This is a genomic window from Tenacibaculum discolor (assembly GCF_003664185.1).
Lineage (GTDB): Bacteria > Bacteroidota > Bacteroidia > Flavobacteriales > Flavobacteriaceae > Polaribacter > Polaribacter discolor.
The window spans coordinates 22,328-47,942 of sequence record NZ_RCCS01000004.1; the positions used below are offsets into that span (position 1 = coordinate 22,328).

General features: G+C 31.4%; 29 protein-coding genes. 13 read left to right on the forward strand and 16 right to left on the reverse strand.

All coding sequences use genetic code 11. From position 1 onward, the window contains the following. Positions 1-6: 6 nt before the first annotated feature. The 3 genes from C8N27_RS00460 (at position 7) to C8N27_RS00470 (ending at position 3,048) form a co-directional block, all read left to right on the forward strand. Positions 7-1,149, forward strand: coding sequence for a geranylgeranyl reductase family protein (locus tag C8N27_RS00460; RefSeq protein ID WP_099215381.1), 1,143 nt, complete (start codon positions 7-9; stop codon positions 1,147-1,149). A gap of 155 nt (positions 1,150-1,304) precedes the next feature. After that, a complete protein-coding gene (locus tag C8N27_RS00465) occupies positions 1,305-2,030 on the forward strand; it encodes an aspartyl/asparaginyl beta-hydroxylase domain-containing protein (protein ID WP_099215380.1) in 726 nt (241 codons plus the stop codon). A gap of 19 nt (positions 2,031-2,049) precedes the next feature. Beyond that, positions 2,050-3,048 carry an SAM-dependent methyltransferase gene (locus C8N27_RS00470; RefSeq protein WP_121145723.1) on the forward strand — a complete coding sequence of 333 codons (999 nt, stop codon included), beginning with the start codon at positions 2,050-2,052 and terminating at the stop codon, positions 3,046-3,048. Here C8N27_RS00470 and C8N27_RS00475 read toward each other — a convergent pair. The 5 genes from C8N27_RS00475 to C8N27_RS00495 all read right to left on the reverse strand — a co-directional run bounded on the left by C8N27_RS00475 (position 3,045) and on the right by C8N27_RS00495 (position 7,095). Next, positions 3,045-3,587 carry a hypothetical protein gene (locus tag C8N27_RS00475; protein WP_121145725.1) on the reverse strand — a complete coding sequence of 181 codons (543 nt, stop codon included), beginning with the start codon at positions 3,585-3,587 and terminating at the stop codon, positions 3,045-3,047. The two genes, C8N27_RS00470 and C8N27_RS00475, sit on opposite strands and share 4 nt — an antisense overlap. 162 nt (positions 3,588-3,749) lie before the next feature. Beyond that, complete coding sequence (locus C8N27_RS00480) at positions 3,750-4,169, reverse strand: hypothetical protein (RefSeq protein ID WP_099215377.1); 420 nt, start codon at positions 4,167-4,169, stop codon at positions 3,750-3,752. Between the two features lie 36 nt (positions 4,170-4,205). Then, entirely contained in the window at positions 4,206-4,547 is a 342-nt protein-coding gene (locus tag C8N27_RS00485) for a zinc ribbon domain-containing protein (RefSeq protein WP_099215376.1), read from the reverse strand. Positions 4,548-4,656: 109 nt separating this feature from the next. Next, positions 4,657-5,301 carry a response regulator gene (locus C8N27_RS00490; protein WP_121145727.1) on the reverse strand — a complete coding sequence of 215 codons (645 nt, stop codon included), beginning with the start codon at positions 5,299-5,301 and terminating at the stop codon, positions 4,657-4,659. Between the two features lie 3 nt (positions 5,302-5,304). After that, positions 5,305-7,095: an ATP-binding protein gene (locus C8N27_RS00495; RefSeq protein ID WP_167444704.1), complete on the reverse strand. Its 1,791-nt coding sequence runs from the start codon at positions 7,093-7,095 to the stop codon at positions 5,305-5,307. 310 nt (positions 7,096-7,405) lie between these two features. Here C8N27_RS00495 and C8N27_RS00500 point away from each other — a divergent pair, with 310 nt between their 5' ends. The 5 genes from C8N27_RS00500 to C8N27_RS00520 all read left to right on the forward strand — a co-directional run bounded on the left by C8N27_RS00500 (position 7,406) and on the right by C8N27_RS00520 (position 10,115). Beyond that, positions 7,406-7,639: a thioredoxin domain-containing protein gene (locus C8N27_RS00500; RefSeq protein WP_099215373.1), complete on the forward strand. Its 234-nt coding sequence runs from the start codon at positions 7,406-7,408 to the stop codon at positions 7,637-7,639. A gap of 66 nt (positions 7,640-7,705) precedes the next feature. Further along, a complete protein-coding gene (locus C8N27_RS00505) occupies positions 7,706-7,969 on the forward strand; it encodes a DUF2024 family protein (protein ID WP_121145731.1) in 264 nt (87 codons plus the stop codon). Then, positions 7,969-8,571: a MarR family winged helix-turn-helix transcriptional regulator gene (locus tag C8N27_RS00510; RefSeq protein ID WP_121145733.1), complete on the forward strand. Its 603-nt coding sequence runs from the start codon at positions 7,969-7,971 to the stop codon at positions 8,569-8,571. Before C8N27_RS00505 ends, C8N27_RS00510 begins: the two co-directional genes overlap by 1 nt. A 91-nt stretch (positions 8,572-8,662) precedes the next feature. Further along, entirely contained in the window at positions 8,663-9,388 is a 726-nt protein-coding gene (locus tag C8N27_RS00515; protein WP_121145735.1) for an AAA family ATPase, read from the forward strand. Then, entirely contained in the window at positions 9,381-10,115 is a 735-nt protein-coding gene (locus C8N27_RS00520) for a YggS family pyridoxal phosphate-dependent enzyme (protein WP_121145737.1), read from the forward strand. Before C8N27_RS00515 ends, C8N27_RS00520 begins: the two co-directional genes overlap by 8 nt. On the opposite strand, the gene C8N27_RS00525 is transcribed toward C8N27_RS00520, so the two are convergent. The 4 genes from C8N27_RS00525 to C8N27_RS00540 are packed head-to-tail and all read right to left on the reverse strand — an operon-like array spanning position 10,112 to position 13,052. Continuing rightward, complete coding sequence (locus C8N27_RS00525; RefSeq protein WP_394342530.1) at positions 10,112-11,746, reverse strand: ABC transporter substrate-binding protein; 1,635 nt, start codon at positions 11,744-11,746, stop codon at positions 10,112-10,114. The two genes, C8N27_RS00520 and C8N27_RS00525, sit on opposite strands and share 4 nt — an antisense overlap. Then, entirely contained in the window at positions 11,703-12,215 is a 513-nt protein-coding gene (locus C8N27_RS00530; protein ID WP_099215368.1) for a DUF4442 domain-containing protein, read from the reverse strand. Before C8N27_RS00530 ends, C8N27_RS00525 begins: the two co-directional genes overlap by 44 nt. Positions 12,216-12,234: 19 nt before the next feature. Further along, complete coding sequence (locus C8N27_RS00535) at positions 12,235-12,555, reverse strand: antibiotic biosynthesis monooxygenase family protein (protein WP_121145739.1); 321 nt, start codon at positions 12,553-12,555, stop codon at positions 12,235-12,237. Continuing rightward, the gene (locus C8N27_RS00540; protein WP_121145741.1) at positions 12,552-13,052 is read right to left on the reverse strand and encodes a GNAT family N-acetyltransferase; all 501 of its coding nucleotides are present in this window, start codon (positions 13,050-13,052) and stop codon (positions 12,552-12,554) included. Before C8N27_RS00540 ends, C8N27_RS00535 begins: the two co-directional genes overlap by 4 nt. A gap of 127 nt (positions 13,053-13,179) precedes the next feature. Here C8N27_RS00540 and mtaB point away from each other — a divergent pair, with 127 nt between their 5' ends. The 4 genes from mtaB to C8N27_RS00560 are packed head-to-tail and all read left to right on the forward strand — an operon-like array spanning position 13,180 to position 16,900. Further along, positions 13,180-14,514, forward strand: coding sequence for a tRNA (N(6)-L-threonylcarbamoyladenosine(37)-C(2))-methylthiotransferase MtaB (gene mtaB / locus C8N27_RS00545; RefSeq protein ID WP_121145743.1), 1,335 nt, complete (start codon positions 13,180-13,182; stop codon positions 14,512-14,514). 36 nt (positions 14,515-14,550) lie between these two features. Continuing rightward, entirely contained in the window at positions 14,551-15,297 is a 747-nt protein-coding gene (locus C8N27_RS00550) for a DUF6438 domain-containing protein (RefSeq protein WP_121145745.1), read from the forward strand. After that, positions 15,297-15,962: a lipase family protein gene (locus tag C8N27_RS00555; RefSeq protein ID WP_099215363.1), complete on the forward strand. Its 666-nt coding sequence runs from the start codon at positions 15,297-15,299 to the stop codon at positions 15,960-15,962. The genes C8N27_RS00550 and C8N27_RS00555 overlap by 1 nt, the downstream gene beginning before the upstream one ends. Positions 15,963-15,997: 35 nt before the next feature. After that, on the forward strand, positions 15,998-16,900 hold the full coding sequence (locus tag C8N27_RS00560; RefSeq protein ID WP_099215404.1) for a lytic transglycosylase domain-containing protein: 903 nt from the start codon (positions 15,998-16,000) through the stop codon (positions 16,898-16,900). Positions 16,901-17,169: 269 nt separating this feature from the next. Here the strand turns inward: C8N27_RS00560 and folE are convergent, their stop codons facing one another. The 7 genes from folE to nadC all read right to left on the reverse strand — a co-directional run bounded on the left by folE (position 17,170) and on the right by nadC (position 24,099). Further along, complete coding sequence (folE, locus tag C8N27_RS00565; RefSeq protein WP_394342531.1) at positions 17,170-17,838, reverse strand: GTP cyclohydrolase I FolE; 669 nt, start codon at positions 17,836-17,838, stop codon at positions 17,170-17,172. Positions 17,839-17,909: 71 nt separating this feature from the next. Further along, on the reverse strand, positions 17,910-19,274 hold the full coding sequence (hisS, locus tag C8N27_RS00570) for a histidine--tRNA ligase (protein WP_121145747.1): 1,365 nt from the start codon (positions 19,272-19,274) through the stop codon (positions 17,910-17,912). Positions 19,275-19,390: 116 nt separating this feature from the next. Next, a complete protein-coding gene (locus C8N27_RS00575) occupies positions 19,391-20,326 on the reverse strand; it encodes a YihY/virulence factor BrkB family protein (RefSeq protein ID WP_099215354.1) in 936 nt (311 codons plus the stop codon). Between the two features lie 72 nt (positions 20,327-20,398). Next, on the reverse strand, positions 20,399-20,599 hold the full coding sequence (locus C8N27_RS00580) for a four helix bundle protein (protein ID WP_121145749.1): 201 nt from the start codon (positions 20,597-20,599) through the stop codon (positions 20,399-20,401). Then, on the reverse strand, positions 20,550-21,119 hold the full coding sequence (locus C8N27_RS00585; RefSeq protein WP_121145751.1) for a pentapeptide repeat-containing protein: 570 nt from the start codon (positions 21,117-21,119) through the stop codon (positions 20,550-20,552). Before C8N27_RS00585 ends, C8N27_RS00580 begins: the two co-directional genes overlap by 50 nt. Then, complete coding sequence (locus C8N27_RS00590) at positions 21,120-23,222, reverse strand: M3 family metallopeptidase (RefSeq protein WP_121145753.1); 2,103 nt, start codon at positions 23,220-23,222, stop codon at positions 21,120-21,122. A gap of 16 nt (positions 23,223-23,238) precedes the next feature. Then, positions 23,239-24,099, reverse strand: a complete 861-nt coding sequence (gene nadC / locus C8N27_RS00595) for a carboxylating nicotinate-nucleotide diphosphorylase (protein WP_121145756.1) — start codon at positions 24,097-24,099, stop codon at positions 23,239-23,241. 362 nt (positions 24,100-24,461) lie between these two features. On the opposite strand from nadC, the gene C8N27_RS00600 reads away from it, so the two are divergent. Beyond that, complete coding sequence (locus C8N27_RS00600) at positions 24,462-25,049, forward strand: 2OG-Fe(II) oxygenase (RefSeq protein WP_121145758.1); 588 nt, start codon at positions 24,462-24,464, stop codon at positions 25,047-25,049. Positions 25,050-25,615: the final 566 nt, after the last annotated feature.

Genomic DNA, 25,615 nt, shown 5'->3' on the forward strand with positions numbered 1-25,615 from the left:
TAACCTATGAAACAACATTACGATGTTGCTGTTATTGGCAGCGGACCATCAGGAGCTTCAACAGCTTTTTATTTAGCACAAAAAGGTATTTCAACTGTTATTATTGAAAAAGAAACTTTACCTCGCTATAAAACATGCGGAGGTGGTTTTGTTTTTAGAGGACGTAAAAATCTACCTTTTGATATTAAGGAGGTAGTTGAAAAAGAGTTCCATACTGTTGATATTTATCTTGGAGAAAAACTTCATTTTAAAACGCATAGAGAAAAACCAACTATTTCTATGATTATGCGTGATTCTTTTGACAATCTAATTACTCAAAAAGCAAAAGAATTTGGAGCTACGTTATTAGAAAATCATAAATTAAAAGGATTATCTTTTTCTGATGATATTATTACTCTAGAAACTTCTCAGGGGAATTTTACTGCTAATTTTGTTATTGCTGCAGACGGAGCTTTAAGTCCAACCGCAAAAATGGCTGGATGGAAAGAAGATACTCGTAAATTAATTCCTGCTTTAGAATATGAAGTAGAGGTTTCTGATGAAGACTTTGAACGTTTATCTAAAGAAGTTCGTTTTGATATTGATGCAATTCCTTATGGTTATGCATGGAATTTTCCAAAGAAGAAGCATTTATCTATTGGAGTTGCTTCCGCTAGAAGAACTAAAATTAACTTAAAAGAACACTATCAACAATATTTGAAAACTTTAAATATTACAAATATTGTTAACGAATCTCAACATGGATTTCAGATTCCTGTTTCTCCTCGTACAGACGGATTTGTTAAAAACAATGTGTTTTTAATTGGTGATGCTGCTGGCTTTGCTGATCCTATTACTGCAGAAGGAATTTCTAATGCTATTTACAGTGGTAAATTGGCTGCTGAAGCTATAATTGAGAGTAAAAAAGAGCCTGAATTAGCTGCAAAATTATACCTAGAAAAAATATCTGAAAACCTACTTCCTGAAATAAAAACTGGTTTATGGCTTTCTAAGTGGTTTTACGAACAAAAAAGTATTCGAAATATTGTGTTAAAAAAATACGGTCAACAGTTTAGCGAAGCTATGGCTGATGTTTTTCACGGGGATAGAAGTTATCCTAAAGACATTAAAAAAACAATTACGAAACGAATTAAAGATTTAGTTTCTTAAAAATAAAGAGCAGCCCCAAAAAGGTTGCTTTTTTTATTTTTAATATTCTTTCATTTATACTTAAAAAGTTAGCACTTATTCTCAAAAAATATTTTGTCTGCTTTTTTTACTTTAACTTGCTGTAAAACTATTGCATCTCTAAATTTTACATTCTAGTGAAAGAAATTAAAACTACTACATCTTTAAAACTTCCTTTTCTGTTTGATGCAGATAAACTATTGCATGATTATTCTCTAGTTGTAAATCAACATTGGATTCCTCATTTTAACAAATCTGGATATGAAGGTGAGTGGAAAGCTATTCCTTTATATACTAATAATGGTGACACTTCTAACATTTTTGCTTTTCAAAATGATAATGGTACTATCCAGGAAACTCCCATAATGAATAATTGTAATTATTTTAGAGAGGTCATTAACTCTTTTCAATGCCCTATTTTATCTGCTCGCTTGCTTCGTTTGAATGTTGGTGCAGAAATAAAACCTCATCGTGATTACAAACTGGGTTATGAAGATGGCAACTTTCGCTTACATATTCCGATTATTACAAATAACAAGGTTGAATTTATTTTAAATGATAAACAACTGAATATGTTACCTGGTGAATGTTGGTATACGAATGTAAATTACGTACATTCTGTTGCCAACAAAGGAAATAAAGATCGTGTACACTTAGTTATTGATGCAGAAAGGAACGAGTGGTCAGATTCTTTGTTCTTTTCACTTGCTCCAAAAGATAGCTTTCAACCTATACAAGAAGAAATTGACTCACCAGAAACAATACGTCTTATCTTAAACGAACTAAAGCGTAACAATGAGCCTGCTTCAGAAAAACTTATTATGGAAATGGAACAGAAGTTATTAAAACTTACATCAAAATAAACTACTCTTATAATAGCTTATGATAAATTTTAAAAAAGAGTTACTACATATTACCTCTCAATTCTTTGAGGAAACGTCTGATTATTCTTCTGCTTTAAAAGAGTATAAACAATTACTCTTTAGAATTTCAAATGAAGATATAAATAATGTAGAACATCGAAATAATGTTCAACTTGAAAATGGTGTAGCGATAGGCACTTTATGGGCTGCAAATTGTCTTGATGATTTGGTAAGAACCTATAAGTTTATTAGAGGAATTGAGGTTGCTATTCAAGAGAAAATCTATCAAAAAGACTCACTACATATTCTTTATGCTGGTACTGGCCCTTTTGCTTCGCTTATGCTTCCTTTTATATTAAGGTATGCTGATTTGAATATAACATACACCCTTTTAGAGGTAAATCCTCTAAGTTTTGAAGTTTTGAAAAGTACAATTAAAAAGCTAGGTTTTGAAACTAACAATATCAACTTTATAAATCAAGACGCTACAAAATATCAATTCCCTAAAAACTTTTCTCCTGATATTATTGTGAGTGAAACTATGCAACGTGCATTGGATAGTGAGCAACAAGTTTCTGTTTTTTATAACTTAATGAAACAATCTAATTCAGATACTGTTTTTATTCCTGAGAAAATTACGTTAGCTATTGGTACAAGCTCTTCTGAAAATATTAAACCCTACATTCAACAAAAATACTATCGCGAACATCACAAAGTATTTGAGGTTAGTAAAAAAGGCATGAACTCGAATGATTGGTTATTTGAAAAGACTTCTAACAAATTAGGTTTTACTGAAAAGTATACAGTTTTAAAAGAAGAAGAACTTTCTACAGCTAGTGAAATTGTGGTGATGACAGAAATTACAATTTATAAAAATGAGAAACTTATTATAAATGAAAGTGGCTTAACTATTCCTAAATACATTAAGGATGTTTCCGACAATAAAAAAGAGCCTCTAACCATTAAGTCTCAATATATAATTGATACTGATCCTAAACTTGATTTAAAAATTGTTTAAGCAAACTTCAAGTTTACTCCTTTTTTCTCAGCATATTTCTTTGCTGCCTCGTCTAGTTCTAAGTTTTTTTCTTTAAACTCTTCTAGGCTCTTAGCTTTAAACTCTTTGATTAACTGATTAATTTCTTGTTGAGATTTTCCCTCATCATACATATATGCCATTTCTGCATAGTCCTTTTTATAAAAGTCTATACAAAACTCAAATAATTCAATTGAAGCATTTATTAACTCTTTTGAATCTTCATTTACCTCTAAATTCTGAATATCTCTTAAACTTCTTTCAAGGTCTGGTATGGTGACTTTATGAAGATATTGAGAATATGTTGCTGCATATTCTTCTCCATCATTATCATAGTACTTTAGATATTCATTTTTTTGTAATTCTTTAAGTTGCTCAAAATACCCTATACCATAATTAGCCATCAATAGATTGGCTTTTAGTACTGTTTTTTCAACAACTTTTTGCGGAGTTTCTTTCTGACAACTTGCAAACATTATAAATACTACAATTACCCCTAAAATATTATTTACCCTTTTCATTTCAAATATCTTTTATCAGGTTATAAAATAAATTCTTGACGTTTATGTAAAAACATTGCAAACAAGGCTTTTTTGATTTTTTGATAGAAACCCCACACCCCTACCTTATTTAAGCCTTAGTTTACAATGTTATATTTTTTCTCTTTCTTTATTTTAGTTAGCTTATATAAAGATGAATGAAGCAACAATCATCCACACTCCTACAGCTATTCCTAATAATCCTAACTTTCCTTGTTTCGGTGCAATCTTCCCTCTCAATATTTCTGCTTTTTCTCTAGCTTCAGGATTTTTTGATAACAATAATTTGTTTATCATTCCGTATCCTAACATAAAACCTAACCCAGCTTCAACAATACTACCTGCTAAGAAAGTTCCCCACCATATTGGTGTCGTAGTTAACCAACCTATGTTTAAAATAGCTGAAATAATTCCCCAAATTCCCCAAATACAGAAGATAAGACCAATCCATCCTTGGTAAGGCTCTATTTTTTCTAATAATTCTTTAGCATTTGGTTTTTTTGATAAGATTAAAGATGGCACTGCCACAATACTTAAAAATACTAATGAGATTCCGTAAATCATGTTTAATTAAAATTTAAATGGTTTATATTGATTTTATTATTTATGAATTAAAAGTGCTGAAGAAAACATAAACAGCATTAAAAAAGTTGCGATGATAAGCCCTGAAAACATCCACCAAGGAGTTTTACTGGTTTGCTTATATTCTTTTGCTTTTCGCTGTAAATCTGGTGGCATTTGACTTTTGCTCATTTCTAATTTACAATGTCCGCAAATACTGTATGTTTTTTTGAATAATGGAAAAACAGGAATCCAAAATATATGTGCATACAGTCTATTTACTTGTATAAACAATCGTTCTGGTGTATTGCAATAATTGCAACTATGATTATTTACTGGTTGTATGTTTATTTTGGCTTCTCGCCATCCAAAAATGACCATAACTTTATTACTTATTAATTACGGTACAAAGATGCGAGAGTATCTATTGTTTAAATAGACTGAAACTAGTGAAAGTTATTACCCTGTTTTCAGGGGGTATGCTAAATTATTACTCTACAAGCCCTAGTTTTATTGCGTATTTTGTTAATCCTGCTAGGTTTTTTACGTTGAGTTTTGATATTAAATTCTTCCTGTAACTTTCAATAGTATGCTTACTTAAAAAGAGTTTATCTGCTATTTCTTGTGTAGTATATTCTTCAGCAATTAATTTAAGTACGTCTTTTTCTCTTGCCGTTAACATTACAGACGTTTCTTTTCTTTTATTAAAAACATTTTCCATGTATGCTTCCCGTACAGATTGTGAAAAGTATTTTTCACCATTAAGAATAGTTTGCACAGCTTGTAGCAATTCAGATTGTGTTGCATTTTTAGACAGGTATCCATCAACATTATTCTTAATCAATGCATCTATCATCCCTGTATCTGTATGCATACTAACAATTAATGTTTTGATGTCTGAACGTTCATTTTTTATATAATCGTTCAATGTAATACCATCTATATCTGGCATAGAAATATCACTAATAACAATATCTATATGTTGATCCGGATTTGTTTTTATGTACTTTATTACATTTTCACCATTGTTTGCCGTTAATAAGATATTGTAAACATCTTCATTATTAAAAATGTTTAACAATCCGTCTAAAAACATTTTATGGTCATCAACTAAAATAATATTATAAGTCATCATATATTAATTTAAAGGTACATCAATATCTATCACTGTTCCTCTAGTTGGAAAAGAGTTAATTAAAATATTTCCCTTAATTGTTTTTAATCTATCTTTTAAATTTTGAAACCCAAGTCCGTACCTTACTTTTTCTTGATCAAACCCAACACCATCATCTTCAAAAAGTAATTGTATTATATTATTAAATACGGAAAGTTGAATATCTATTTGTGTTGCCTTGGCATGCTTTAATGCATTAGTCAATAATTCTTGAATTATTTTATAAAGTTCTACTTTCAAGTTCTCATCTATTTGATCCACCTCATCTGCCGGATGAATTTGTAGCGTTATTCGTTCTTTAGATAGCTCTTTAACATTGTTTATATACTCTGTTATAATTGTTGTAAAAGCGGAATCTTTAAACTTTTTAGGCATTAAATTATGAGACAATTCTCTTACCTGATTATACGTTTCATCTACTTGTTTAATAAGACTTTCTTGTTCTAATTTACTCTTATTAGATAGTTGCAATTTTATGGTTGCTAAGTTCCCTCCAATACTGTCATGTAACTCTCTAGCAATACGCTTTCTTTCATTATTCTGCCCTTCCAGTGAAGCTTTTACCAACTTTAACTCTTGATCTTTAAGTAACGTAGTTATTTTTTGTTGGTTTACTTCTTCTAAAGTCTTATTAAGTTTACTTTGTGTTTGAAGCTTTTGATAGTAAACATATAATAGAGCAAGTACAGGTATTAATACAATAAGAAAGACTATTAAAATATACGCTTTCATTGTTTTTTGTCGCTCTATTTCTTGTTTTTGCTCTAGTGTTTTATACTGTACTTCCAGCTCATTGACTTGCTGTTTATTTTGACTTACTAAAATTTCATTGTTAACACGGTTTAATTGTGTCATTAAAGCATGTGCGTTTTTATAATCTCCTGTTTCAGCATAAGCATTTTGAAGACCTAAAATAGCTCTTCTTTCTATTTCTAAATTTCTCCACTGAATAGAGTTTATATATACTGTAGATAATATAGTTTTGGCATTTTCATAGTCTTTCTCTTTTAAATAAAAATTACCTACTACATTCCCTGCTTTAGCATATAAGGTATAGAAGCCTCTGGATAACGATTCATTAAAAACATTATAACAAAGATCTAATGCCTCATCTATTTTACCTTCTTTTTGTAATATTCTACCAAGCCATAAGTCAGTTTTCAATGCTTCTTTTACAAAGCCTTCTGCTACATAAAATAATCTTGCTTTCTCATAGTTTTCCTTTGCTTTTTCAAACTCTTTTCTTGTGTAATAAATAAAACCTAGCTCAAAAATAGCATCGTGCTTTAGCTTTTCGTTTGGAGCATTTTCAATACATTCTTCTAAAATTGCTTTTCCTTCTTCTTCATTTCCTCTAACATATTTTACTATTCCTAGTCCTATTCTATTTTTGATAAACAACTCATCATTCAACTCACTATTTGAATGTTCTATTCCTTTAAAAAACCACTTCAAAGCCTCGTCAAAAAGTCCTTTTTCTAACTTTCCTTCAGCAACTATACTTGAAACCTTTGATAAATGACTTTCTTTGTCTATTAATTTATTCTTAGTTGTTTCTGTATACAGTTTATTCCCATAGTATATTATAGAATCTAAGTTTCCTTTTTCTCTATGAAATTCTATAAGATCAAATGTGGCGTCATATTTAGCTTTAAAATTTTCTGCAGTATTAATTTTAAAAAAAAGAGAATCGTTAGGTATTGTAGGGTTTACTCCAAAAGCTTTAAACCCTTGCACACCTTCCGACTGTGACATTGCTTTAAAAGTAAAAAACAAAAGGACTGTGATTATAACTTGTTTTACAAATAACAACCTTGTTCCTTTTTTTAAGTAACCTATTCTCATCTCAATTATTAAATCTTTTCTCTAAACAATTAGAACCGCTAAAATTACATAACATTTTTATTTCTTAATTAACTATTAGCGATTTTATTCTTTACCATACAACCTTATAAAAGAAACAAAACTCTTTTGTTAGTACTTCATTTTAAAATTTATTCTTGATAATTTTTATTAGTTAGGAAACCTAACTATATTTGTAATGAAATTTAAAATCTATATAATTATGAGTAAATCTATTTTTTATCACGCAGGTTGCCCTGTTTGTGTTAGTGCAGAACAAGACATTATAAATCTAATTGGTTTAGACAATGTTGAAGTAGTTCACTTCGGTGAAGACAAAAATCGAATTTTAGAAGCAGAAAATGCTGGTGTAAAATCTGTCCCTGCTTTGGTAACTCCTACTGGCAATGTACTTCATATTAATTTTGGAGCTTCAATGGAAGAAGTGAAAGGATAATTTTTTTGCTCTACAAAGTTAGGAGTCCTAATTTTGTAGAGCTTTTAATATTTTAAATTATATAAAATGGAAGTAGCTGTTTGGGATACTTATGTAACTAAGAAAGATGGTAAAATAATGCATTTTGATATTATTGCACCTTCTAACAATAAAGACACTACCATAATTTTTAATTATGGTAAAGAATATTTAAGAACTAAAGGTCTAGAAAACCTAGAAATATCTTCAAAAGAATGTGTATTTTGCCATATTGAAATACTCAAACCCGAATGGGAAGACTCTATACATAAAAAAGGGTATTTTATATACGAAATGGAAAACTGTAATTAATGAAATCTCCTTTTGACTTAAATCAGCAAAACACTAAAATTGAAAGTAAAATAGTTGTGGCTTTAGAGCGAATTTCTGAGGCTTTCAGAGTACTTCTTTGGAGCGAAAGTAAGGAGAACTCTTTAAGCCCTATCCAAATTCAAATTCTAATTTTTTTACTATTTCACTCTAAAGAAAAATGCAAAGTGAGTTATTTAGCTGAAGAGTTCAATATGACTAAAGCTACCATTAGTGATAGTATTAGAGTTTTATTAAAAAAAGAATTAATTCAAAAGTTTCATAACCCTAGCGATACTAGAAGTTATATTATTGGTTTAACCAATCAAGGAAAACAAATAGCAGAGAAATCAGCTAATTTTACACTTAATATAGAGCAACCTTTAAGTTCATTACCTGAAGACCAGAAGAAAGATATACTAGCAGGGCTTTTAAAAGTAATATACCAACTAAATAAAGCAGGAGTTATAACTATTCAAAGAATGTGCTTTACTTGCTCTTATTACCAAAATGAAGACAACGAACATTTTTGTAAACTTTTACAATCTAAATTGGCTTCTAAAGAGTTGAGAATTGATTGTCCTGAACATGAATTTAAGAGTTAATATTTTAAAGTACTCCCCTAACCTCTTAACTGTATGTTAAAAGGTTTATTTTATTACCTACAACCTTTTATTTTTGACAAAAAATAACAAAATGGCTATACATAACTTGATTCTTCAGACGAAAGAAATAACCATAGAACTAGATGAAGTTCATCTTAGTAATGAAAACAAAAATACGCTACAGCAACTACTAAAAGAATTTAAACACGTAGCTGTTTTGAATCAATACAAACTCCCCGTTGATAATAAAATCTTATTATTCGGACATACTGGTTGTGGTAAAACTACCACCGCTAGAGCTATTGCCAAAAAGCTTGATAAAAAAATTATCATACTTAATTTGGGTAGCATTGTTTCTTCAAAACTAGGAGAAACAGCTAAAAATATTTCCGAAGTTTTTAAAAAAGCTACAAGAGAAAGCGCTGTCTTATTTTTAGATGAATTTGATTACATCGGTAAAGCTCGAGATTACGACAGCAAAGACTCTAGCGAGATGAAACGATTGGTTAATACTGTAATTCAATTAATAGATCAATTACCTAACGATGTTTTATTAATTGCTGCTACCAATCACTCTAGTGTTATAGATACCGCACTTTTAAGACGTTTTCAGTTAAAACTTAAATTCGAAGCACCTAGTGAATCAGACTTAGACAGCTATTACGAAACGTTATTACAACAATTCCCAGAAGAGTTTAGAAAAGTAAATCGTGTGTACGATATATCGTATGCAGAAGCAAAAGACATTACTTTTAGAGCTGTAAAAAATAAAATTATTGAAAAAGAAGAACTGAACAATCAATTCATAAATGGATAATATTCAAAACAACCTTAGCATTATTCATCAAAGAATACAATTTGCTTGTAAGAAAGCTAACAGAAACCCAAAAGATGTTCGATTGTTACTAGCTACAAAAACAGTAAATACTGATAAAATAAATTTTGCTTTAGAACAAGGTGAAACTCTTGTGGGTGAAAATAAAGTACAAGAATTAAAGCAAAAATGTAATGCAATAAAGCACTTACAACCTGAAGTACATTTTATAGGTCATTTACAAAGTAACAAGATTAAAGAAGTTATAAAATGGGCTAGTTGTATTGAATCTATCGATCGTTTATCAGTTGCTGAAAAATTACATCAACGGTTGATTTTTGAAGAAAAAGAAATTGATGTATACATACAAGTAAACACCTCTTTTGAAGAAAGTAAATTCGGAGCCAATCCAGAGGAAACTATTGAGCTTGTAAAAGAAATATCTAAGTTTAAAAACATTCATATAAAGGGATTAATGACCATTGGTTTACTAAGCTCAGAATCCGATGAAGTTCGAAAATGTTTTCGCCTTTTAAAACAGCTTCAAGAAAAAATCAAGGCACTACAAATTCCTAATGTAGCTATGGAAGAACTCTCCATGGGAATGAGTGGTGATTTAGAAATCGCTATTGAAGAAGGTGCTACTATTGTACGAGTTGGAACAGCTATTTTTGGAGAACGTATCTACCCTGATAGCTATTACTGGAACGAAACAAAAAGTAACGCTTAGTTTTTCTGTACTCTTTTTAAATTCAATAAATCAATAGGGTTAATTCCTAAACCTGAAACATTCTTTTGTGTAAAGCGGATTACCTCATCATAATATAATGGTACAATTGGAGCCTCAGCAATAATAATACTATCCATTTTTTGGTATAGCCTATAACGCTTTTTTACATTTACTTCTTTAATGGATTGTTCATACAACCTATCAAAAAAATCATTTTTAAAGTGTGTATAATTAGGGCCGTTTGGTGTAAAGTTTTTGCTATAAAATAACGACACATAATTTTCTGCATCAGGATAATCAGCTATCCAACTTGCTCTAAAAATAGGCAACTTACCATTTGCTTTTCCTTGGCGTAATGTTGAAGGCGGTATCACATCTACTTTAGTCACTATTCCTATTTTTTGTAATTCACGTTGAATAAACTCACACAAATCTAAATAGTTGCTGTTCGTTGTAATTGCTATTTGCGGATTCTCATCTCCTGTCTCTTCTTTGTATTGTGCTACCAACTTCTTTGCTTCTTCAGGTTTGTATGAATATCCTTGTTGATTATTGAATGAAGGCAATCCTTTCGGGATGAACCCACTTGTGGCAGGGCTACCGATTCCGTTTCTCAAAAATTTAATCATCTTCTCCCTATCAAACCCCCAATTTATAGCTTGTCGTATCAATTTCGATTTCGTTGGGTACTCTTCTTCTCCATCTAAATAAATCCCTAAATATTCTGTGTTTAAATACGCCCCTGTTTTCATATTGATTTTAGAAACATATTTCTCTTTTAAGGTTCCGTCTGTGGTTAGAATATCATCTTTATACGAAGCATCTAAACTTTTCATAAAATCGATATTTCCTTGAATAAACTGTAAAAACTCACTTTGCTTATCTGGTAAAAAAGTAATAGCTACTGCTTCTAAATACGGAAGTTGATTTCCTTTTTCATCTTCTTCAAAAAATAGTGGATTTTTTCTCAATACCAACTTGGTATTTTCTACCCAAAGTTTAAAATGAAAAGGACCAGTTCCTATCGGGTTTGCTCTAAACTCATTTCCAAAATAATCAACCGCTTCTTTTGGAACTACAGAGCAATACTTCATTGCTAACAACCCTAAAAAAGGTGGAAAAGGTTGCTTTAAATTGATTGTAAAAACAGAATCACTCTCTGCTTTGAAATTAGCAACATTTTGTAATACCCAACCTCCTGGAGACGCCACATTCTTATCAAGTAATCGATTAAAAGAATATTCAAAATCTTTGGCTATTACATTTCTTGTAGAGTCTTTTCCAAACAGTTCGTGTTTGTGAAATAATACATCATTCCTTAAATGAAACTGATAGGTTTTTCCATCTTCAGAAATTGTCCAATTCTTAGCTATTGAAGGTTGTACTTGTAAACTATCATCCAACTCTACCAATCCATTATACAATTGATTTACAGCCCAAATATTTCGTTGGTCTTTTGCAAAAGCAGGATCTAATGAAGTAATATTTGAATGCTCGTTATAGCGAAAAACTTGTTTATCAGTAAAATTACTTTTTTCTTTTTTACAAGAAGTTATAACTAATAAAGCTATAAGAACTAATAAAAAATTATGTATTCTTTCGTCTATTTTTATAGTACGTTTTATCTGCAATGTATATGGTTTTATCAATTTTTGTAAAAACAGTAGATTTATCTTTACTTACTATTTCTAGCTCTTTAATTAAATCTATTTTTTTTTCTACTTCTATTCTCTTCTTTATTTCTTCAATTTCATCAGTAGAAAAAATAAAATCTATAAAACCATCTTCATAAACAGGTTTTATAAACTTAATAGATGAACTTTTATCCCAAACAACATAATCATTTCCTAAAATATTAATTAATTGAATCATATAAATTGGATCAGTTGCTGAAAATAAACTTCCACCAAATATAGATCCTACATAATTCTTGTTTTTATAACTAACAGGAATTTTCACTTTCACATTCAATAAGTCATCAGATACATATATTATTTTTCCTGTAGACCTTTTGTACATTGGAGATAAGTTAAACCCATACTTAAATATGGTACTTTTCTTAAAAAACTTACTTAAAAATTTATTTAGTGCTGCGTACATAAATTTACTACCTTATCTATTAACCTTTATCAAATCCATACTCTCTTTCTACTTTGCTTATTCGAAGTTGATATTTTTTATACCATCTCTCTCTTCCTATATTTCTAGCTTCAGTATGCTCTATGTTATTTTTCCATTTTAAGATAGCATCCAAACTTTCCCAATAAGAAACCGTAATCCCCACATCACTTCTCGCTGATTCTATTCCTAAGTACCCTTCTTGTTCTTTAGCTAAATTGTCCATTTTTTCAGCCATTTCATAATATCCTTCTGTATCATCTGAAAGAGTTGTGCTAAAAATTACTGCGTAATACGGAGGTTTTAAATTATCTACTATCATAAAATTAGTTCATATTTTGTTTCTGGTAAGCCAATATCGTCACTTATAAATTTCTCTATCGCAACAAAGTTAAATCGTTCTAATATTTTAGTGGAAGCTATATTTTCATCCACCACACACCCAATAAGTTTTTTCATCCCTACCGATTTACAGTACTGTATTAATCCTTCACAAAGCTCTGTTGCAAAGCCATTACCCCAGTATCGTTCTATAAACCGATATCCTATTTCATCATTTCCCTCTTCATCTTTTACCAAAGCAACCGTACCTACAAATTCATTGTCTGATTTACGTTCTATGGCATATATCCAAAAATCATTTTTTTTATTAGTGTATCGTGCTATCAGCTGTTTTAAATCCTCTTTACTTTCTTCTAAATTTTTAGGTTCTCCAGTTGCATATTGCAATACTTTAGGGTTACTTTCTAACTCATAAAAAGGTTCTATATCAACAACTTGAAGCTTTCGAATAAGTAATCTTTTCGTTTCAAAAATCATGAATATTATCGTACTTTTGCAAACCCAAAACTGCTTTAAGCAGTAGTAGATTAAATAAACTATACGAACTTCTAAAAAATTAAAGACTTGTACAAGGCTTTTGTTTTTTATTTAGGACAGAGAAAAGATGAATGTAGATAAGAAAGTAGCTTTTTACACATTAGGTTGTAAATTAAATTTTTCGGAAACTTCAACCATTGCTAGAAACTTTGTAAATGAAGGGTTTGAGCGTGTTGAGTTTGAAGAAAAAGCAGATATATATGTAATTAACACCTGTTCGGTAACAGACAATGCTGATAAACGTTTTAAAAGTATTGTAAAGTCTGCCTTAAAGAAAAATGAAGAGGCTTTTGTTATTGGTGTAGGTTGTTATGCACAATTAAAACCTGAAGAATTAGCTGCTGTTGATGGTGTAGACTTAGTATTGGGTGCTACTGAAAAGTTTAATGTAACTAGCTATATCAACGACTTAACCAAAAATGATATTGGTGAAGTACATTCTTGTGAAATTGAAGATGCCGATTTTTATGTAGGTTCTTATTCTATTGGAGATCGTACTCGTGCTTTCTTAAAAGTGCAAGATGGTTGCGATTATAAGTGTACTTATTGTACCATTCCGTTAGCACGTGGAATTTCACGAAGTGATACGTTAGAAAACGTATTAAAAAACGCTAAAGAAATTTCTGAGAAAGGAATTAAAGAAATTGTTTTAACAGGAGTAAATATTGGTGACTACGGAAAAGGAGAATTCGGTAATAAAAAACACGAACATACTTTTTTAGAGTTGGTACAAGCACTTGATAAAGTTGAGGGAATTAATCGTTTACGAATCTCTTCTATTGAACCTAATTTATTAAAAGATGAAACGATTGATTTTGTTTCAAACTCAAACATATTTGTTCCACATTTTCACATTCCACTACAATCTGGTAGTGATGAACTGTTAAAGAAAATGAAACGTCGTTATTTACGTAAAGTATATACTGATAGAGTTTCTAAGATTAAAGAAGTAATGCCTAACGCTTGTATTGGTGTAGATGTTATTGTTGGTTTTCCTGGTGAAACAGATGAATTATTTTTAGAAACCTACAACTATTTAGCAGACTTAGATATTTCTTACTTACACGTTTTCACTTATTCTGAAAGACCAAACACAGAAGCTGTTGAAATGGACGGTGTAGTACCTAAGAAAACACGTGCAAAACGTAGTAAAATGCTACGCGGATTATCTGTAAAAAAACGTAGAGCTTTTTATGAAAGTCAGTTAGGTAATACCTTAACAGTTTTATTTGAAAGTGAAAATAAAGAAGGATATATCCACGGTTTTACAGAAAACTATGTAAAAGTTAAGGCTCCTTGGAATCCTGAACTAGTAAATACATTACACACAGTTACGTTAACAAAAATTGATGAAGATGGTTTAGTTCGTTTTGATTTTGTGGATGCTGGAGTTATTGCTTAACTTGTCAACTAGTTCACACAATCAAAAAACTCATTTATGAAGTACCTATTATACTCTTTTTTAGCCTTAGGAATCTCTTGTGGTATTCCTAAAAAAAGTTCTGAAACCAAATTAACAGAGCCAATAGAAAAAGAAACAATTATTGAAGAAGAAGTTATAAAACCTATAGCTTCTCAAAATGAGTTAATTATTGTTCTTAAAAACGCTAAAAGTATTGATGATGTAAAATCACTTATAAAAAATAGCGGCTTAACTTGGAGTAAAATGGCTTATGAAACAGATGCTTCAAAAATAGGTATTGTTGAAGTTCCTGAAGGCAAGCGTGATTTTTGGATTGATAAACTACAGGAAAGCGGAGAGTTTAGATTAGTTGATGCCAACTCAGAAGAAAAATTAACTAACATCATTTCCGAAGAAAAAAATAACCTTTTAAGAATTATCAAAACTCCTTGTTTTGGTGACTGTCCTGTATATTCTGTTTCTATTGATAAAGAAGGAAATGTTCTTTACAACGGAATTGAATATGTATTAGTAAAAGGAACACAAAAATTTACACTATCAGAAAAACAACTGCAAGAGCTAAACAATAAGCTTAACAAAAAGGATTTTGCTAGTTTTAAAGATGTTTATAGCAACCCTAAAATTCCAGATTTATCTAGTACTTATATAGTTCATGATGGAAAACAAATCTTAATTCGTTTATGGAAAGATATTCCTGATGAGCTTATTGACGTACACGAATATATTGACGGTATTTTATTAGACAAAAAGTTTATTGAATAATGCCTAAAACTCACTTGTATTTTGTCCCTGGTTTAGCTGCCAATACCAAAATATTTGAGCGTATTTCTTTACCTGAAGAACATTTTGAACTGCACTTTTTAGATTGGATGCTACCAACCTCTATTAACGAAAGCATTGAAGAATATGCTCAACGAATGTGTGCTAAAATTCAACACAAAAACCCTGTGTTAATTGGAGTTTCTTTTGGAGGTATTATGGTACAGGAAATGAGTAAAATTATTGATTGTAAAAAAATAATTATAATATCAAGTGTTAAAAGCAATAAAGAGTTTCCTAAACGTTTTAAACTAGTACAAGTAACAAAAGCCTATAAACTTTTCCCTTCAAAAGTTATTTCAAATATTGAAAGTTACGAACGCTATTTTTTTAATGATTATTTAAAAAAACGAGCTGAGTTATATAAAATATACCTATCAGTTAGAAACAAAGAATATTTGCAATGGGCTATATACAACGTATTACACTGGAAACAAGAAGAATCTATTCCCGGTATAATTCACATTCACGGAAAAAAAGATGAAGTTTTTCCTATAAAATATATTAAAAATTCAATTGAAATTGAAAATGGCACGCATGTAATGATTTTGAACAAAGCAAAAACAATTTCTGAAATACTAAAAAAGGAATGTTTTTTGATGGATTAACATCATTACACAACTTGACAAAAACTAAAAGAGAAATGAACAAATCAATCCGCTTCTTATCTATCTTAACTATAGTATTTGTTGGAATTTTATTTACCAATACTATAAGCAAATCAAACGAACCAACCATTAAAAATGTAGCGGAAAGTTACGAGGTTAAAGCTCTAAAATTACCTAACGATTTAAATTTAGCAGGAGAACGAGTTCCTATTGAAAAACCTGACATTAGAGAACGAATGGACCGCGAGTTATTAGTAAACACCTATTGGCAGTCTAATGGATTGTTACTTATAAAACGTGCAAATAAATACTTTCCTATTTTAGAGCCTTTGTTAGAAAAATATGGTTTACCTGACGATTTCAAATTCTTAGCCTTAGCTGAAAGTGGTTTTATTGATGAAACATCCCATGTTGGTGCAGCTGGTATGTGGCACTTTATGAAACAAACAGGTAAAGAATATGGTTTAGAAATTAATAGTAATGTTGACGAACGTTATCATATAGAAAAATCTACTAAAGTAGCTGCTGAGTATTTAAAAAAATCGAAAGAACGTTTTGGTTCTTGGACGCTTGCCGCTGCGGCTTATAATGCGGGTAACTATGGTATTTCTAAAAGATTAGATGCTCAAGGTGTAACCAGCTATTACGATGCATTGTTACCTGATGAAACCGAGCGTTACGTTTTTAGAATCTTAGCTTTAAAAGAAATTATAACTAACCCAAAAGAATATGGTTTTGTTTTCGATCAAGAAGATTTATATACCCTTCCTGAAACCTATACTGTTAAAGTAGATACTGCTATTAGTAATATTGCCTTATTTGCTAAAAAATTCGGAATTACCTACAAAGAGCTTAAGCTACATAATTCTTGGTTACGAGAAAACAAATTAAACAACCGCAGTAGAAAACTATACGAAATTAAAATCCCAGTTAAATAGTGAAAAAAGTACTTCCTTATATATATCTATTTATAGGTATATTTATTTTAATTAATACGTTTTCTGCCTTTTTTCAAAAAAGAGAAGTGTATCGACTCCTATTCAACTTCACAACCAAAAACCAATATGTTTTCTTACTCGTTAGAGTTTTGTTTGCTTCTTGGTTTATAGTTGATGGCGTTAAAAAATTGAAACAAAATAAAACCGAATCATAATAAAAAAAGCTCATTCTTTCGAATGAGCTTTTTTATTTATTTAAACTTTATTTTCTATTGAAAATCAGTATTTAATTTTATGTAATCTAAGAATTCACGCTTGGTTTCTTTGTTTTTAAATGCTCCACCAAACTCAGCAGTAACTGTACTACTTTCAATATCTTTAATACCTCTTGAGTTAACACATAAATGTTTTGCATCTATAACACATGCAACATCTTGAGTTCCTAAAGCTTCTTGCATTGCTTGTACTACCTGCATAGTTAAACGCTCTTGTACTTGTGGGCGCTTAGCATAATACTCAACAATACGATTCATCTTAGATAAACCGATTACTTTACCATTAGAAATATACGCAACATGTGCTCTACCAATAATTGGTAATAAGTGATGCTCACATGTTGAATATACAATAATGTTTTTTTCAACTAACATTTCACCATACTTATAAGTATTGTCAAATGTTGACGCTTCTGGTTTATTTTGTGGGTTTAACCCCATAAACAACTCATTTACGAAAGCTTTTGCAACCCTTTTAGGAGTACCTTGCATGCTATCGTCAGTTAAATCCATTCCTAACGTTTCAAGAATTTCTTTAACGTTCTCTTGAATTTTTTCAATTTTTTCTTTGTCAGAAATATCGAAAGCATCCGCACGTAAAGGCGTTTTGGCCGACGTACCAATGTGGTTCTCTCCTATTTCATCTATGCTATCGTCATTCATTTTGTTGTTGTTCACTTCAAACATTTCTATCTAAAATTAGTAGGGCGCAAATTTACAACATTGTTGGTAATTTACTGCACTTTATTTATCAATTCGTCTAAAGAACAAGTAGTTTGCTCTCCCGTCGACATATTTTTAACAACAAGCGTACCATTTTCAACAGTTGTCACTACAAACTCAATTTCTCTATTTGTAGCATATTTCCACTGCTTTTTTTGCTGGTTGTTACTGCTTGCCACATCTGGATACATTTCTGACTTTATGTTGTTTTGTCTTAATGTTTTTATGGCTTTTACTTTATCTAAACTCTCGCTTTCTTCAAAATTTAAAAACAATACTTTAGGTTTTGGCAATTCTACTGCTTCAAACAATCCTAATTCTTCCATTACCAAGTAAATTCTATCTAACCCAAAAGATATTCCTACTCCAGAAACATCTTTTAAACCAAAAATACCTGTCAAGTCGTCATAACGACCTCCACCACCAATAGAACCCATTTTTACACCTTCTGGAGCTGCTACTTCATAAATAGCCCCTGTGTAATAGTTCAATCCTCTAGCTAAGGTTACATCTAATTCTAAGCTTGCTGAATCTAGCCCTAAACTTTCTACGTTATTAACTACGGTTCTCAAATCAGCTACACCTTGTAATCCTTCTTCCGAACCTTGTAACATAGCCTCTAAAGAAGCTAACTTATCTTGATTACTTCCAGAAAAATTAAATAACGGATCAACTTTTTCTATCGCTTCAGCAGAAATTCCTTTCTCCAACATCTCCTTAACTACACCGTCTTTTCCTATTTTATCTAACTTATCTAAAGCCACTGTAAAATCAATCAGTTTGTCTGATGCACCAATTACCTCAGCAATTCCTGATAAGATTTTTCGGTTGTTGATTTTGATAGTCGTACCTTTTAATCCTAACTTACTAAAAACAGTATCATATAATTGTACAAACTCAACTTCTTGCCATAACGAAGTACTTCCTACCACATCGGCATCACATTGATAAAACTCACGGAAACGTCCTTTTTGTGGTCTATCTGCTCTCCAAACTGGTTGGATTTGGTAACGTTTAAATGGAAATGTAATTTCGTTTTGGTGTTGTACTACGTAACGTGCAAACGGAACTGTTAAATCGTAACGCAATGCTTTTTCAGAAATTTTTGAAGTAACTTTTTGACTGTCTTTATCTGCCAATAAGTTTTCATCTACTTTCTTTAAATAATCACCAGAATTCAAGATTTTAAAAATCAATCTATCCCCTTCTTCACCATATTTCCCCATCAATGTAGAAGAGTTTTCAAAACTTGGTGTTTCAATAGGTTGAAATCCGAAATTTTCAAACGAATGTTTAATTGTATTGAAAATATAGTTTCTTTTTGCTACTTCTGTTGATGAAAAATCTCTTGTTCCTTTTGGGATTCCTGGTTTCATATTCTTTTAATTATCATTTATCAATTACCAGTAATCAGTTTATGATTATTGTTTATTGATAATTGTTTATTGTTCTATTTAGCCTGCAAATATCCGAAAAAATATGAAGAATAATGTTATTTAGCGGTCGCTTTATTTTTACGTTTTAAACGATAAATCGTGGCGTTTAACTCAAAACCTAAGAGTAAAATAATAGCATTTAACCATACGAACAACATTAAAATTAACAGGGTACCAATTGAGCCGTATAGTTGATTGTATTGAGCAAACTTAACTACATAAATTCCAAATAAGTAAAAGGTAAACATAGATACTACTGTAGTTAAAATAGCACCTGGAGAAAAGAATTTCACATCTTTACCTTGTTTGGTTCCGTACCTAAAGAGTAAAGATACAATGGTAAAAATCATTACTAAAAACAAGAAACCTCTTCCGTAGTAAAACAAGTCTAAATCTCCTGTGTTTAACCATCCAATTTTGTGAATTCTTGTTAAGGCTATTTGATAAAAGATAATGAGTGTTACCGTTACGATTAAGAAAAATGACATTAGCAACGATACTGCTAACGAAATAAAATAGGCTCTTAAAACATTTCTTACTTCGGTTACATGATAAGAATATTCAAACCCACCAAATATTGCATTTACACCATTGGTCATTAAAAAAATAGAGGCTAAGAAACCGAATGACAATAATCCACCGTATTGATTGTTAATAATATCTTTTATAACAAAATCTACCGCCTCAAAGGTTTTTGGTGGTAATGCTTCTTGCATTAATGAAAGTAACCCGTCTTGAAATCCATCAATCGGGATGTAAGGAATCAATGTTAAAATGAATAATAAGAATGGAAAGATTGCCATAAAGAAACTAAAAGCAATACCTCCTGCCCTTGTAGTTAATGCTCCTTTTACAATACCAATAACATACATTTCAAGTACATCGTACAAAGACATTCCTTCTAACCCCGGAATTTTAATTTTCTTTCCAAAGGCCACGAGCCAGTTAATTACTGGAATTTTCTCAAGGTTTTCTTCTATCTGTTTAGTCATTTTCTTTTTAGTTGCAAAGTGTTTCTAGTTTCAGAGTTTCAAAGATGCTAAGTTTTTTTAGTTGCATAATTTTTATCGTTTTTCTTTTAGCTTTCTTATTAAACTTGATAGCATTCTCTCTCTTGATTCCCCATAAAGTCTGTCAAAAGATTCCTTTGAAATATACTCTAAGTTTGAAGAAATTTCAAGTTGCGTTTGTAATTCAAACAACGAGGCTACCACATTACTCCACCACAATACCATATTTATACAATAGTCCTGCAATATTTTCATTAGAAAACTTTGCTTTTTTAACCCTATTATTTTCAGGATCAATTGCAAAATTAGTAGCAGTTGTAAAATCTGCTTTTTCTAAATTCGTCCGATCAAAAATTGCTCCTTTTAAATCACAATCTTTAAAGAGACCTCTACTTAAGTCAGCTTCAACAAAATCTACTTCTTGCAAATTACAACTTATAAATTTTGTAGTGGGAATTTTTAATTGGTAAAAAGAAGATAAGTTTAGCTGGCAGTTATGAAAGCTCATTTCTAGCAAAAAGTTGTTGCATTCATTAAACTTTACCCCAACCATTTTACAATTTTCAAAAGTGCAATCTTTAAAAAAAGTGTGGTTTACCACTGTATTACTAAAATTACAGTTGATAAACTCACACTCTAAAAATTCAATATTTGAAGCATGTACGTTCTCGAAATTGCAATTCTCGAACGTACAGCTGTCATATTCTCCTTTGTTGATTTTTGTTACTGTAAAATCAACCTTTGTAAATGTTTCGTTGTCAAAGAAATCATTCATTTATTGTAACCCTCTTGCTTTTAGCATTGGTTCTGCCTGTGGATCTCTTCCTGCAAAAACACGATACATTTCTGCATAATCCATCGTGTTTCCTTTCGATAAGATTTGCTCTCTAAACTTCTGACCGTTTTCTCTAGTTAACAATCCGTTGTTTTTAAACCAATCGTACGCATCGTGACTTAACATTTCTGTCCATAAATACGAGTAATATCCTGCTCCATATCCTCCACTAAAAATATGTGCAAAATATGTTGAACGATATCTTGGTGGTACCTCATCAATCTTTAACTTCATTTTAGCCAAAGCTTCTTCTTCAAATTTAGCTACATCTTCAATTGTAGTATCTGCTGAAATAGTGTGCCATTGCATATCTAAATTAGAAGATGCTAAATTTTCTATAATTGAATATCCTTGATTGAACGTTCCTGCATCTTTAATTTTTTGTAATAATGCATCAGGAATTACTTCTCCTGTTTTATAATGCAATGCATAGTTGTTTAATACCTCTGGATGTGTTGCCCAGTTTTCGTTAAACTGCGACGGGAACTCTACAAAATCTCTTGCTGTACTTGTTCCTGAAATTGATGCATATTTTTGATTTCCGAATAAACCGTGTAACGCATGTCCAAACTCATGGAAGGTAGTTTCTACATTATCAAAACTAATTAATGCTGGTTCTCCTTCTGCTGGTTTTGGATAGTTACAAACGTTATAGATTACTGGCTTTTGTCCTCTTAATTTAGATTGCTTTACAAAAGCACTCATCCACGCTCCTCCTCTTTTACTATCTCTTGCAAAGAAGTCTCCGTAGAACAATCCTAACTTACTACCGTCTTCTTCAAAGATTTCATACACTACCACATCTGGATGATAGGTAGGGATGTCGGTGCGCTTTTTAAAGGTAATTCCGTATAATTTTGTTGCCGCATAAAATACTCCTTTTTCTAACACGTTGGTTAACTCAAAGTATGGTTTTACCTCATCTTCATTTAAGTTGTACTTAGACTTACGTACTTTTTCAGCAAAATGATTCCAATCGTATGGAGCTAAAGTAAAGTCGTTTCCTTCTTTGTTAATTTCTGCTTGAATTTCTTTCGTTTCAGCAGCTACTTTTTCTAATGAACCAGGAATTAATCCGTTGAACATTTCAAAAACTTTATCTGGTGTAGAAGCCATTGTTCCTTGTAAGCTCCAACTAGCAAAGTTGTCAAAACCTAAAATTTGTGCTTTCTTAGCACGTAACGAAGCCATTTTCTTTACTAAATCGCTTGTATCGTACTCACCCGCATCTGCTCTGTGAATAGATTTTTCAAACAATTGTTTACGAACTTCTCTATTTTCTAAAGTTTGTAATAAAGGTTGTTGGGTAGTATTGATTAATTGGATTTCGTACTTTCCGTCTTTCTCTAATCCTTTAATTGTTTCTTCTGAAAGTCCTTTTAACTGTTCTTTATCTGTAACCGTTAAACCTCCTTTTTTGCTAGCATCTAATAACTTTTTTCCGAAGTCGTTAGATAAGCTTGCTAACTCTGCATTAATTTCTTTTAACTCGTTTTTCTTTTCTTCAGATAAGTTAGCACCTGCTTTAACGAACTTTTTATATTGCTCTTTTACCAAGTGTTTAGACTCTGCATCTAAATCTAAGTTGTCTAAATTATCGTGTACCGCTTTTATTTTTTCAAACAACTTGGTGTTTAATAAAATTTCATCGTTGTGTTTAGAAAACTTTGGAGCTAATTCTTTTTGATTGTCTTTAATTGTATCGTTCGTATGTGCACCTGCTAAAGCATAAAAAACTGCCTCAACATTATCTAACGTTTTGCTACTTTCTTCAAAAGCTATAATTGTATTTTCAAATGTTGGAGCTTCTGTATTTGCTATAATTTTAGCAATTTCTTCATTTTGAACTTCCATACCTTTTAAAATTGCAGGCATAAAGTGTTCGTTTTTTATTTTGGTAAAATCAGGTGCACCATAAGGTAAACTGCTTTTTACTAATAATGGGTTTTCTACCATGTTTGAAGTGGTTTCTTTTTTAGTTTGCTCTGTTTTACACGACATAGCTACTACTAGCGTTGCTATGAGTAATAGTTGTTTTTTCATGATGTAGTAAGTTATATTAATCGACTGCTTTTAAGCTTAAATCCATATTATATACTGAATGTGTTAAGGCTCCAGACGAAATAAAATCAACACCACACTCTGCATACTCTCTAATAGTCTTTTCGTTAATTCCTCCAGAAGATTCTGTTAAACAAGTATCTCCTATCATTGCTACCGCCTTTCGGGTATCTTCATAGTTAAAATTATCTATCAAAATTCTATACACCCCTTCGTTTTGTAAAATTTCTTCAATTTCTTCTAAACTGCGTGCTTCCACAATAATTTTAATATCTAGTCCTTTTTCCGCTAGGTATTTCTTAGTCTTGGTTATTGCTTGTGTTATTCCACCTGCAAAATCGATATGATTATCTTTAATCATTACCATATCGTATAAGGCAAATCGATGGTTTTCTCCACCCCCTATTTTTACTGCCCATTTTTCTAAAGCACGGATTCCTGGTGTTGTTTTACGAGTGTCTAACACCTTAGTTTTTGTTCCTTCTAACAGATCTGCAAAAAACTTGGTTTTGGTTGCTATAGCACTCATACGTTGCATGGCATTTAGCACCAAACGTTCTGCCATTAATATGGATTGTGATTTTCCTGATACGTAAAAAACAATATCTCCATACTTTACTTTTTCTCCATCATTTATTAAGGTTTCTACTTCTAATTCTGGGTCAACATAATTAAACACCATTTTAGCAAATTCTACCCCAGCAATTACTCCTTCGTCTTTTACTAATAGCTTTGCTTTACCTTTTGCATCGGCAGGAATACATGATAATGAGGTATGATCTCCGTCTCCTATATCTTCTCTAATAGCATTGGCTATAATTAAATCTAACTCTTTATTAAATTGTTCTTTTGAAATCATAGTTTTGAATTATTGACGTAAAAATACAACTATTTTTAGTTCTCCGTTTTTAGTTATTGGTTTATTGTTTGATAATTTTTATCACTCCTTTGCTAACAAAGTTCTACAACTTCTACAGTTTTTTTCTAATGTTTAATAGCTTTATAATTATTAAAATGATTCTTGTTTTTGGGGCTAATAGGGTTGCCTTTATTAAAAAAAACTGAGAGCTATTACTTACTATTTAACACTCTTGGTTAAAATACTTGCTTTTACGGTATGCTTTATATGGTTATTGACTGTTTTTTTATACTTTGCTGTTAAAAACCTAATTTTTATAACGAGAAACTTACTTTTTCTTCGCTTTTAACTACTTAAATACTATGGCAATAAACTATCCTTTTGGTCTTCCGTTGAAACATAATTTTGCTGAATTTGTGCATTATAATGGGTTATTTCTTCCGCATGAAACGGAACGAATTCTTAATTTATGGGATGATAATGAAAAAATTAAAGCTACGCTGAGCGGAGCAGATACTTATGATGATGAGCTTCGAAAAAGTGATGTGATGTTTATTGATAATACTCCTGAAAACGAATGGATTTACAACCGATTGGCTGGTTTGGCTATTAAGTGTAATAACGAACGGTATTGGTTTGATTTATTGGGGTTTCATAATTGTTTGCAATTGGCTAGCTATACTGAGGGTGATTTTTTTGATTGGCATTTAGATTTTGGTGCTGGTGAAATTTCTGATAGAAAGTTGAGTATTTCTATGCAGTTATCTGACCCAGATGAGTATGAAGGTGGTGATTTACAGTTTATGTTTAATCAGAAAATTGTAAGTGCTCCTAGAGAGAAAGGTACCATCATTGTTTTTCCTTCTTTTATGATGCATCGTGTTACTCCTATTACCAAAGGGGTTCGTAAATCTATTGTTGGTTGGGTTGCAGGACCTCCGTATAGGTAGTGGTTAGTTTTTAGTTTTTAGTTCTTAGTTTTTAATGCTTAGTTGTTAATTCTTGGGAGTTAGCGATTTATTTCTATGCAAAGTTCTTATGATGTTACGGCAGTTGCCTTTGATAAAAAGGTCTGTGCCGTAGTGTTAACGGAGCATGCCGTGATGTTAGCGACCCGTGCCGCGGTGTCTGCGGAGCATGCCGTGATATTAGCGACCCATGCCGTGGTGTCTGCGGAGCATGCCGTGATATCAGCGACCCGTGCCGCAGTGTCTGCGGAGCATGCCGTGATATCAGCGACCCGTGCCGTAGTGTCTTCGGAGCACGCCGTGATATCAGCGACCCGTGCCGCGGTGTCTGCGGAGCATGCCGTGATATTAGCGACCCGTGCCGTAGTGTCTTCGGAGCATGCCGTGATATTAGCGACCCGTGCCGTAGTGTCTTCGGAGCATGCCGTGATATCAGCGACCCATGCCGCGGTGTCTGCGGAGCACGCCGTGATATCAGCGACCTTGACTACTACATCTAAAATCGTTAATGACACCTAAAACTACTTTTATTACTTTAATAATTGAGC